5 protein-coding genes are annotated in these 3,469 nt (G+C 70.6%); all 5 read left to right on the top strand.

The annotated features are described in order from the left end of the window. A partial coding sequence (locus PHX69_RS14775; RefSeq protein WP_288044700.1) for a prepilin-type N-terminal cleavage/methylation domain-containing protein occupies positions 1-417 on the top strand: 417 nt, incomplete at its 5' end. After that, entirely contained in the window at positions 414-770 is a 357-nt protein-coding gene (gspI, locus tag PHX69_RS14770) for a type II secretion system minor pseudopilin GspI (RefSeq protein WP_119013773.1), read from the top strand. The genes PHX69_RS14775 and gspI, both read left to right, overlap by 4 nt. A 1-nt stretch (position 771) precedes the next feature. Next, positions 772-1,551 (top strand): prepilin-type N-terminal cleavage/methylation domain-containing protein, encoded by a 780-nt coding sequence (locus PHX69_RS14765; protein WP_288044697.1) that lies wholly within the window; start codon positions 772-774, stop codon positions 1,549-1,551. Further along, positions 1,548-2,570, top strand: a complete 1,023-nt coding sequence (gene gspK, locus PHX69_RS14760) for a type II secretion system minor pseudopilin GspK (protein ID WP_288044694.1) — start codon at positions 1,548-1,550, stop codon at positions 2,568-2,570. Before PHX69_RS14765 ends, gspK begins: the two co-directional genes overlap by 4 nt. A gap of 44 nt (positions 2,571-2,614) precedes the next feature. Continuing rightward, positions 2,615-3,469: type II secretion system protein GspL (gene gspL / locus PHX69_RS14755; RefSeq protein WP_288044692.1), on the top strand; the 855-nt coding region annotated here is incomplete at its 3' end.

Raw genomic sequence — 3,469 nt, 5'->3', positions numbered from 1 at the left:
CGCGCGCGGGGCTTCACGCTGCTGGAGCTGCTGGTGGTCGTCAGCATCATGGCGCTGGCCACCGCCGGTGTGGGGCTGGCGCTGCGCGATGGCAGCCAGCAGTCGCTGGAGCGCGAGGGTGAGCGGCTGGCGGCGCTGCTGGAATCGGCGCGGGCGCAATCGCGCGCCAGCGGGGTGCTGGTGCGCTGGCGCGCGGTGGAGGGGGGCTTTCGTTTCGATGGCCTGCGCGCAGGCACCCTTCCCACGCAGTGGCTGGACAACAGCACCCGCGTGCGCGGCCCGGGCAGCCTGGTGCTGGGCCCCGAGCCACTGATCGGCCCCCAGCAAGTCATCCTGGTGCAGCCCCAGCACCCTGAGCACGCCCTGCGCGTGGCCACCGACGGCCTGCGCCCCTTCACCACCGGGCCAGCCCCATGACACAGCGCGGCTTCACCCTGATCGAGGTGCTGGTAGCACTGGCCATTGTGGCGATTGCACTCATGGCGGGTCTGCAAGCCACCACTGCCTTGGCGCGCAACGCCCAGCGCCAATCTGACATCCTGCTGGCCCACCTGTGCGCAGAGAACGAGCTGGTCAAAACCCGCCTGTCGCGCCAAATGCCCGCCGTGGGCGACAGTGCCCAGCCCTGCGAACAGGCAGGCCGCAGCTTTACCGTGAACCTGGTGGTGCGGCCCACGCCCAACCCCAGCTTCCGGCGCGTAGATGCCCAGGTGACAGACGATGGCGCCAGCCCGGTGCTGCGCCTGTCCACCATCGTGGGGCGGCGCTGAGATGACCATCTCCCTGCACACGCGCAGGAAGCGCGCACGCCGGGCAGGTGCGGCCCGGCCACCCGTGCCGCACACCGCCCAGGCACAGCACCGACCGCAGCCGCCACGCTCCACGCCAGCACACCGGCCACGCGGCTTCACGCTGGTGGAGCTGCTGGTGGCGCTGGCGGTGATGGCGCTGCTGGCCATCGTCAGCTGGCGCGGCCTTGATGGCATGGTGCGTGCGCAAGAACAGACCCGCCAGCGCGGCAACCAACTGCTGGTGCTGCAAGCCGCGCTGGCGCAGTGGGGCAACGACCTCGACGCCCTGCTGCCTCTGCCGCACACCGTGCCCCTCGATTGGGACGGCCAGGTGCTGCGCCTGACGCGCCGCAGCAGCGCCGTGCCCGACGAGGGCGCTCTGGTGGTGGCCTGGACACGGCGCAATGTGCAGGGCACCGACCAATGGCTGCGCTGGCAATCGCCCCCCGTGCGCACCCGCGCCGACTGGCAGCAGGCCTGGCAAGAAGCCGCCGTGTGGGCACGTACCCCCGGCGAGGCACAAAGGCGCTATGAAGTCGTGCTCATGCCGCTGGCCGACTGGCAAATCTTTTATTACCGCAGCGACGCCTGGACCAACCCCCTCTCCAGCGGCAACACCACCGCCGACAACGCCGACACAGCCAACGTGATGGTGCCCGATGGCGTGCGGCTGCAACTGCAACTGCCCCCGGGCCAGGCGCTGGCCGGGCTGTTGCGGCGCGACTGGGTCAACCCGCTCAAGAGCGCAGGCAAAACATGAACACCCCGCACCCCAGCCTGGGCCACCGGCTGCGCCAGCGCGGCGCCGCGCTGCTGGCGGCCATGCTCACCGTGACGCTGGTGGCCACCTTTGCCTCCGCCGCCATGTGGCAGCAGTGGCGCACCATCGAGATTGAAACCGCCGAGCGCGCGCGCGTGCAATCAGCCTGGATACTGATCGGGGCGCTGGACTGGTCGCGCCTGATCCTGTACGAAGACCTGCGCTCGGGCAGCAACAGTTACCTGGACAGCAACGACCACCTGGCCGAACCCTGGGCCGTGCCACTGGAAGAAGCGCGCCTGTCGAGCTTTCTGGCGGCCGACCGGGGCGTGACGCAGCAAGAAGACGCCAGCACCGACACCACCGACGCGTTCTTGTCCGGCCAAATCCTCGACCTGCAAGCGCGCCTGAACCTGGCCAACCTGGTGGACAAAGCCACCGTCAACGCCGAGGCCAAAGCGCAGTTTGCGCGCCTGTTTGCGCGCCTGGGCCTGGCCCCTGGCGAGCTCGACACCCTCACCGAGGCCCTGCGCCAAGCCCAGGACAGCGACAACCCCAACGCCCCTTTGGCGCCACCCACCCTGGCCCAGCTGACCTGGCTGGGCGTGGCGCCAGCCACCGTGGCGGCGCTGGCGCCCCATGTGGTGGTGCTGCCCCAGCGCAGCACACTCAACCTGAACACCGCCGACGCCGAGGCACTGATGGCCAGCATCGAGGGGCTGGACGCGGCCGGCGCCAACAAGCTGCAAGCCGTGCGCCAGATGCAGCACTTTCGCAGCCTGGACGATGTGCGCGCCCTGTTGGGCCAGAACGTGCAGCTCAATCCCAACTGGCACGACGTGAAGTCCAATTACTTCGAGGTGCGCGGGCGCCTGCGCCTGGGCGATACCACGGTACAAGAGCGCTCCTGGGTGCGGCGCCAGAACCAGACCGTGACCACCTTCTGGCGCGAGCGCGGTGCCAGCGCACAGGCAGACGGCCTGCCCCGGCAAAGCCCCGACGGCGCCAGCGCACCCTGAGCACCGTCAAAACCGCCCCCTACAATGGCCCGCGAAATTTCTCCATGAGCACCCTGATCATCCACCTGCCCCTGACGCACCCGGGGCCCCACACCGAATACCGCTACACGCTGAGCACCGATGGCCACAGCGCCACCGGTCATGCCAGCGCGCGCGCGGCGCTGCTGCCTGCACCCGGGCGCGCTGCTGGCGAGATCGTGGCCGTGGTGCCCGCGCGCGCGCTGTCGTGGCAGCGTGTGCAGCTGCCCCAGGGCGTAGGCAGTGCATCGCCGCGCCTGCGTGCCGTGCTCGAAGGGCTGCTGGAAGATCGCCTGCTGGACGACCCCGCGCAACTGCACTTTGCCCTGCAAAGCGGCGCTCGGGCGGGCAGCACCGTGTGGGTAGCGGTATGCGATCGCGCCTGGCTGCGCGCCTGCCTGCAAGCGCTGGAAGCGGCAGGCCGCCCGCCCGCCCGCGTGGTGCCCGAATTTGCCCCGGTCGATGGCACCGACCACAGCAGCAACAGTACCCACCACAGCGCCACCAACCCACACGCGCCCGGCGCCTGCTACGTGCAAGGCACCCCGGAAGACGCCCACCTGGTCATCACCCACTACGGCAGCGACCACGGTGTGGCCGTACTGCCGCTTGGCGCCGCCGCGCTGGCGTTGGGCCAGCTGGCCGGGGCCGACCACGCAGCCACACCGCTGTACGCCGAGCCCGCCGTGGCCGCGCTGGCCGAACGCCTGCTGGGCCGCCCGGTGCAACTGCACACCAGCAGCGATCGTGCCGTGCTGGCCGCGCGCAGCCGCTGGGACTTGGCGCAGTTCGATCTGTCCAGCTCGGGCCGCACCCGCGCCCTGCGCAAAGTGGGCACGCTGGCCGGTGCCATGCTGCAAGCGCCCCAGTGGCGCGCTGCG

It is taken from the genome of Simplicispira sp., assembly GCF_028687295.1.
GTDB classification, from domain to species: domain Bacteria; phylum Pseudomonadota; class Gammaproteobacteria; order Burkholderiales; family Burkholderiaceae_C; genus Simplicispira; species Simplicispira metamorpha.
The sequence above is the reverse complement of the archived record's forward strand: the minus strand, read 5'-3'. Positions and strand labels throughout refer to the sequence as shown.

What these genes read in the sequence shown, in the direction of transcription:
- gspI (WP_119013773.1), top strand. Translation starts at nt 414, where the DNA reads ATGACACAGCGCGGCTTCACCCTGATCGAGGTGCTGGTAGCACTGGCC.
- PHX69_RS14765 (WP_288044697.1), top strand. Translation starts at nt 772, where the DNA reads ATGACCATCTCCCTGCACACGCGCAGGAAGCGCGCACGCCGGGCAGGT.
- gspK (WP_288044694.1), top strand. Translation starts at nt 1,548, where the DNA reads ATGAACACCCCGCACCCCAGCCTGGGCCACCGGCTGCGCCAGCGCGGC.